Source organism: Kitasatospora sp. NPDC057198 (genome assembly GCF_042670125.1).
GTDB lineage: Bacteria > Actinomycetota > Actinomycetes > Streptomycetales > Streptomycetaceae > Kitasatospora.
The window spans coordinates 1-5,990 of record NZ_JBHUWH010000465.1; the positions used below are offsets into that span (position 1 = coordinate 1).

7 protein-coding genes are annotated in these 5,990 nt (G+C 76.5%); 5 read left to right on the forward strand and 2 right to left on the reverse strand.

Going from position 1 to position 5,990, the window contains the following annotated elements:
- The first annotated feature begins 126 nt into the window (after positions 1 to 126).
- Both ACFUEL_RS33175 and ACFUEL_RS33180 read left to right on the forward strand, forming a co-directional pair.
- Complete coding sequence (locus tag ACFUEL_RS33175) at positions 127 to 1,257, forward strand: hypothetical protein (protein WP_380240862.1); 1,131 nt, start codon at positions 127 to 129, stop codon at positions 1,255 to 1,257.
- Positions 1,258 to 1,289: 32 nt separating this feature from the next.
- Positions 1,290 to 1,490 (forward strand): hypothetical protein, encoded by a 201-nt coding sequence (locus ACFUEL_RS33180; protein ID WP_380240864.1) that lies wholly within the window; start codon positions 1,290 to 1,292, stop codon positions 1,488 to 1,490.
- A gap of 23 nt (positions 1,491 to 1,513) precedes the next feature.
- Here the strand turns inward: ACFUEL_RS33180 and ACFUEL_RS33185 are convergent, their stop codons facing one another.
- Positions 1,514 to 2,500, reverse strand: a complete 987-nt coding sequence (locus ACFUEL_RS33185; protein ID WP_380240866.1) for a hypothetical protein — start codon at positions 2,498 to 2,500, stop codon at positions 1,514 to 1,516.
- Positions 2,501 to 2,598: 98 nt separating this feature from the next.
- Here ACFUEL_RS33185 and ACFUEL_RS33190 point away from each other — a divergent pair, with 98 nt between their 5' ends.
- Positions 2,599 to 2,808 carry a cold-shock protein gene (locus ACFUEL_RS33190; protein ID WP_380240868.1) on the forward strand — a complete coding sequence of 70 codons (210 nt, stop codon included), beginning with the start codon at positions 2,599 to 2,601 and terminating at the stop codon, positions 2,806 to 2,808.
- Here ACFUEL_RS33190 and ACFUEL_RS33195 read toward each other — a convergent pair.
- Positions 2,798 to 4,087 carry a DUF2398 family protein gene (locus ACFUEL_RS33195; protein ID WP_380240870.1) on the reverse strand — a complete coding sequence of 430 codons (1,290 nt, stop codon included), beginning with the start codon at positions 4,085 to 4,087 and terminating at the stop codon, positions 2,798 to 2,800. The genes ACFUEL_RS33190 and ACFUEL_RS33195 overlap by 11 nt on opposite strands.
- Before the next feature lie 289 nt (positions 4,088 to 4,376).
- On the opposite strand from ACFUEL_RS33195, the gene ACFUEL_RS33200 reads away from it, so the two are divergent.
- Entirely contained in the window at positions 4,377 to 5,252 is an 876-nt protein-coding gene (locus tag ACFUEL_RS33200; protein WP_380240872.1) for a sterol desaturase family protein, read from the forward strand.
- Positions 5,249 to 5,941 (forward strand): lysoplasmalogenase, encoded by a 693-nt coding sequence (locus ACFUEL_RS33205; RefSeq protein ID WP_380240873.1) that lies wholly within the window; start codon positions 5,249 to 5,251, stop codon positions 5,939 to 5,941. Before ACFUEL_RS33200 ends, ACFUEL_RS33205 begins: the two co-directional genes overlap by 4 nt.
- Positions 5,942 to 5,990: the final 49 nt, after the last annotated feature.

Below are 5,990 nucleotides of genomic sequence, written 5' to 3' on the forward strand. Positions count from 1 at the left end.
CCCCCTCCCCGTCCAACCCGCCCCGCCCCGCACGTCCCGTCCAGCACGCCCCAGCCCGCCCCACACGTCCCCGCCCCGCACCTCCCGTCCAGCCCGCCCCGCCCCGAAAGCCGGAAGCACCGCCCGATGCGCCGCTCCCCCCGTCCGCTCTGCGTCCGCCTCGACCGCGCGCTGCGCCGCCGGCTGGCCGCCGCGACCCTCGGCGCCTGCCTGCTGGGCGGGTGCTGGCCGGAGGCGGCGGGCGCGATCCGGCACTGCCGGACGGGGCTGCCGCAGGGGGTGACGGTGCCGATGCTGATGCTGGTCGCGGCGATGTTCGTCGGCGGGTTCGAGACCAGGGCGGCGGACGTCGGCCGGGCGCTGCTGCGGCCGGGGCTGCTGCTGGCCGGGCTGGGGGTGGCGCTGCTGCTGCGCGCCCTGGTGCTGCTGGGCGCGGAGCGGGCCGCTGCGGACTGCTGGCCGGACGGGCGGGAGGCCCGCTGGCTGGTGGTGGGGCTGGCGCTGACGGCGGCGATGCCGGTGGCGGGGGCGGCGCAGACCTGGGGCGCCAGGGCGGGCGGCGACGCCCCGCTGGGCCTGGGCCTGGTGCTGAGCACCACGCTGCTGAGCCCGCTGACCACCCCGCTCGCACTGGCGCTGGCCGAGGGCCCGGAGAGCGGCGGCCCGCGCCGCGTGCTGGACGCGCTGGCCCGCTCGGACGCGACCTGCCGCTTCATGGTGCTGTGGGTGGTGCTGCCGTGCGTGGCCGGGCTGCTGGCCCGCCGCGTCACCCGCCGGGTGCTGGGCGGGCGGCTGCGGGCGGCGCTGCTGCCCCGGCTGCGGCTGGCGGGGCTGCTGAACGCGCTGGCGCTGACGTACCTGAACGCGGCCGGGGTGGCCCGGCAGATCACGCTGCGCCCCGAACCGCGGCTGGTGGCGGTCGCGGGGGCCTGCGGGGTGCTGGTGTGCGCGGGGCCGTTCCTGGCGGCCTGGCTGGCGGTGCACCGCTCGCGCACCGCCCCGGCGGCCCGCACCGCGCTGACCCTGGCCTCGGGGCTGAACAACACCAGCGCGGCGGCGGCGCTGGCGGGCGCCCAGTTCGGCGGGCACCCGGCCGTGCTGCTGCCGATCTTCTTCTACGGGGCGGCCCAGCAGGTGCTGGCGGCCGCGCTCCCGGGGCTGCTGCGCGCGTCCACGACCAGGCGCTCGACCTGCGCGGATGCGGGGGCGGGGGTTCCGACGCCGAGATCCCTTCCAGGGTTCACCCGCGTTTCGTGACCGCGTAACACCCTCCTGCCAGGCTCTCCGGCATGAACGCCCGTACTGCCCCGCCGGCCCTCCCGCCGGCCCGGGAGCCGCGCTTCCCGCTGCCCCGCCGCCACCGCCGACTGCTCGCCTGCGCCGCCGTCGCGGCCTCCGTCGCCCTGGGCTCGCTCGGCGTGGGCGCCACGGTGGAGACCGTCCGGCACCAGAGCGAGTCGGCCCGGACCGCGGCCACCGGCGAGCACTGACCGCAGGCCGCCGCCGGCGGCCGTCATGTCGCCTCCGGCGCACCACCCGCCGCTTCGGGCTCTTCGGGCGCTTCGGACTCTTCGAGTTCTTCGGGCTCTTCGGGCTCTTCGGGGACGTAGCCGCACGATTCCGGGGCGCACTCGGCCCGGTGGTCCCGGCCCCAGAGGTAGACGTCGCGCTCGGTGGAGCGGACGCGGTGGGCGAGGCGGAGCTGCTGCCGCCGGGGCAGCGTCGAGGGCAGCGCCGCGAAGGTCTCCGGGAGGACGGCGACCATGCCGCCGACCTGTTCCCCGTCGCGCATCCGCAGCAGCCCGGTGCACTGCCACCAGCTGATCCCGCCCCTGCCGACCGGGGTGCCGGGCCAGTAGTACGAAGCCGGGTCCGGCAGCAGGTAGTGGACGCCGTCGGGGTCCAGGTGGGCTCGCAACCACGGCCCTCCCCCGCCCAGGCCGAGCCGGAGCCGCCGGACCTCGTCGTGCAGCGCGCAGACCGCTTCGGTGTCGAGGACCTTGAGGACGTTCGCCGCTGCGGGCAGCGGCCGGCATCCGGGGGGAGTCCTGACCGGCCAGCGCCCGAGCAGCAACCCGACCCGCTGCCGCGGTGTCATCGGCGACGGGCCCCTGCGGTACTCCGGCAGGGGCGGGGGCGGCGTCCAGTTGCGCCCCTCCTCCTCGAGGCAGCGCAGTATCCACGCCCGCCCCCTCGGGCCGGCGGTGTTCCAGACCCAGCTCATCGGCCGTGCGTCCATCGCCCGCTCCCGGCTCCGGGGGCTCGCCCCCGGGCGGGACGGCGCGTAGCGTCGCGGGCGGGCGACGCCCGGCAGGTTGTGGGCCAGGTCGGCCAGGAACGCGATGTGCTCCAGGGCCTCTTCGGTACCGTCCCCCGCCCCGGACCGTTCCCTCCGGGCCAAGTGGCGGATCTCCACGAGTGCCCGGGCCGCCAGGAGCGCGGCCACGTCCCGGTCGAGTCGGGACGCACGGCGGCGCCCCGTGCCGGTGAATTCTCCCACCGGGCGAGCGTACCGTCCGGGCCCGGCCCGCCGGACGGGTGGTGGGCGCCGGGCCCGCGGCCGATACTGAGGGTGACCGGCCCGAAGGGAGTCCCGTCATGGAGACCGGCACCGTCAAGTGGTTCAACAACGGCTACGGCTACATCGCCCCGGACGGCGGCGGCCCCGAGCTGATCGTCTACTACGACTCGGTGCTCGCCGACAGCGACGAGCACCGCTACCTGCACCGGGGCCAGCGGGTCCGCTACGACGAGACGGTGCAGGAGCTCCGTCCGGTCGCCGAGCGGGTCCGCCCGGTCACCTACTGAGCCCGGCCACCCGCCCCTGGGCCGGGAGGCTCGGGCGGGAGTGCCGGCCGCTGCCGGCCGGGGGCTCGGGTTCGGCGCGGGGGGCGTAGCGGGCGGCGGGGGCGCGCAGCAGCCAGGTGCGGCCGGCGGGGGCGGCCAGGCCCATCCGGTGCAGCAGGTCGAGCGCGTCGCGGCGGAAGGCGGCGAGGTCGGCGAGGTAGCCGGCGTCCCACCCGGCGCTCATGCCGTAGTCGTCGGTGATGTCGCCCAGGGTGCCGTCGATCAGCGCGTCGGGGACCAGCACGGCGGGCGGCGCGGTGTCGGTGGCGGCCGGGCGCAGGTCCTCGACCAGGCGTTCGGCGAGCAGCAGCGCGGCCTGGGCGAGGGTGCCGGGGCCGGGCAGCGCGAGGTCGGTGAGCTCGTCGGCGGGGTCGAGCAGGGCGACGCCCTCGGCGCGGACCTCGGCGGTGAGGCCGAGGAAGTCGGCGACCCGTTCGGTCTCGGCGGCGGTGGCGGTGCGCAGGTGTTCGCGTTCGGCGGGGGCGAGGTCGTCGTACAGCACGACGGGGGTCTCGGCGAGCAGCCGCCGTACGGCCGTCCCGGGGTCGGCGGGCGGCAGCGGGGGTGCGGTGAGCAGGTCGGCGGCGAGCGCGGCGGGCGGGCGCCACTGGTCGAGCAGGGCGCGGACCGGGGCCGGGGCGGGGGCGGGGTCGCCGGCCAGGGCGCGGACCAGGGCGGCGTACCCGGCGGGGTCGAGGCCGGGCAGCGGGCGGCCGGGCAGCGGGGCCTTGTGCAGGCGGGCGTGGTCGGGGCCGAGGGTGAGCCGGTAGCCGAACAGGGTGCGGAAGCCTTCGGCGAGCGCTTCGGCGTGACGGCGGATCAGCGCGAGCGCGGCGCCGTGCGGTCCGTCGGCGGTGACCAGCGGGTGGGCCGTCAGCAGCCGGGCGGCGGTGCGCACTTCGGTGGTGGGGCGTTCGGGTTTGCGGTGGCGGCCGCCGCCGGTGGGGCGGGTGGCGGCCTGGGCGGGCGCTTCGCGGCGTATCCGGCGGTAGCCGAGCGGCCGGAACAGCGGCGAGGTGCTGTGGTGGACGGTGGGGCCGTGCCACCAGCTGGTGCCCGGCTCGGGTTCGGCCTGCCGGGGCGCCCCGCCCAGGTGGCGGGCCCCGTAGGCGCCGAACACGGCGGTGGCCAGCAGGTCGGCCCCGGTGGGTTCGGCCTCCGCGAACCGGGCGGCCAACTCCTCGGCGGCCCCGGCCACTTCGGCCCGCAGCGGGCCACCCGGGCGGCCCTGCGGGTGCACCGGGGCACGGCCCTGCGGGTGTGCCTGCGCGGGGCCCTGCGGATGTGCCTGGGCGGAGCCCTGCGGATGTGCCTGCGGGTGTGCCTGCGTAGGGCTCTGCGGGCGCGCCGGTCCGGCGAGCCGTCCCGCCCCGCCCGTGCGCCCCGTCCCCGATCCGCCGGTCGCCGCAGCGACTTCGACGGCTGCTCGCTGCCGCTCCATGTCGTGCCAAGCCTAGACGCCGCGCCGGCCGCTACGCGCCGGTAACAACCTCTTCCGCCGGCCGCCGCCGTCCCCTAGGGTTCCGGGCATGCCACACCTGCCCGATGTCGTGCTCTGGTCGATACCGGCCTTCGTGCTGCTCACCGTCCTGGAGATCGTCTCCTACCGGTTCCATCCGGACGAGGACGAGCAGGGGTACGCCGCGAAGGACACCGCGGCCAGCCTGACCATGGGTCTGGGCTCGCTGCTGTTCGACGCCGGGTGGAAGATCCCGATCGTGGCGGTCTACTCGTTCCTGTACGAGCTGACGCCGCTGCGGGTGCCGGTGCTGTGGTGGACGGTGCCGCTGATGCTGCTCGCCCAGGACTTCTGCTACTACTGGTCGCACCGCGGCCACCACGTGGTGCGGATCCTGTGGGCCTGCCACGTGGTGCACCACTCCAGCCGGCACTACAACCTGTCCACCGCGCTGCGCCAGCCCTGGACCTCGGCCACCAGCTGGGTGTTCTTCGTGCCGATGGTGCTGGCGGGCGTGCACCCGGCGGCGCTGGCGTTCTGCTCCTCGGCGAACCTGGTCTACCAGTTCTGGATCCACACCGAGCGGATCGGCCGGCTCCCCCGCCCGGTCGAGTACCTGTTCAACACCCCCTCGCACCACCGGGTCCACCACGCCTCCCAGGGCGGCTACCTGGACCGCAACTTCGGCGGCATCCTGATCGTCTTCGACCGGCTGTTCGGCTCCTTCGCGGCCGAGGCCGAGCGCCCGGTGTACGGCCTGACCAAGAACATCGGCACCTTCAACCCCTTGCGGGTGGCCACCCACGAGTACGCGTCGATCGCCCGGGACATACGGGGAGCGACCACCTGGGGCGACCGGCTGCGCCACCTGGCGAAGGGGCCGGGCTGGCAGCCCGCGCCCCGCACCGAGACCCACGCCACCGGACCGGAGAGTGCCGCCGCATGACTTCCCTTCGCGACCCGCGCACCGCGCGGGCCCTGCTGCTCGCCTTCACCGCCGTCTCGGCCGCGCACCTCCTGGCGATCGCCTTCGGCGTCAAGCCCCTGCAGTACGCCACCAAGCCGCTGCTGATGCCGCTGCTGGCCGCCTGGGTCTGGGCCCTGGCGAAGCCCGGCACGCCGAGGCTGCTCGTCCCGGCGCTGCTGTTCGGCGCGGGCGGCGACATCCTGCTGGAGATCGGCGGGACGGCGGCGTTCCTGGCCGGGATGGGCTCGTTCGCGGCCGGCCACGTCTGCTACGTGACGATGTTCGTCAAGCTGGGCGCGCTCGCCGACCGCCGCCGGACCCTGCTGGTCGCGGGCTGCTACGCGGTGGTCTGGGGGGCGCTGGTCGGGCTGCTCTGGCCCGACCTGGACACCGGGATGCGCGTCCCGGTGGCGCTCTACAGCCTGCTGCTGGCCTCCACCGCGGTGACCGCCTCGCAGGTCAACGTGCGGGCGGGGCTGGGCGGGGCGCTGTTCCTGTTCTCCGACACCCTGATCGCCACCGACCTGGCGGACTGGCGGCACCTGCCCGCGCACAGCTTCCTGATCATGGTGACGTACCTGGCCGGCCAGTACCTGCTGACGGTCGGCACCCTGGAGCGCACCGGCGGCGTGGAACGCACCGGCGGCGTGGAGCGCGCCGAAGCCTGAGCACTCCGGCCCCCGGGCACGGCGAAGGGCGGCACCCGCTTCGGGGTGC

Coding starts and splice junctions, on each gene's coding strand:
- ACFUEL_RS33175 (WP_380240862.1), top strand. CDS start 127: ATGCGCCGCTCCCCCCGTCCGCTCTGCGTCCGCCTCGACCGCGCGCTG.
- ACFUEL_RS33190 (WP_380240868.1), top strand. CDS start 2,599: ATGGAGACCGGCACCGTCAAGTGGTTCAACAACGGCTACGGCTACATC.
- ACFUEL_RS33205 (WP_380240873.1), top strand. CDS start 5,249: ATGACTTCCCTTCGCGACCCGCGCACCGCGCGGGCCCTGCTGCTCGCC.
- ACFUEL_RS33200 (WP_380240872.1), top strand. CDS start 4,377: ATGCCACACCTGCCCGATGTCGTGCTCTGGTCGATACCGGCCTTCGTG.
- ACFUEL_RS33180 (WP_380240864.1), top strand. CDS start 1,290: ATGAACGCCCGTACTGCCCCGCCGGCCCTCCCGCCGGCCCGGGAGCCG.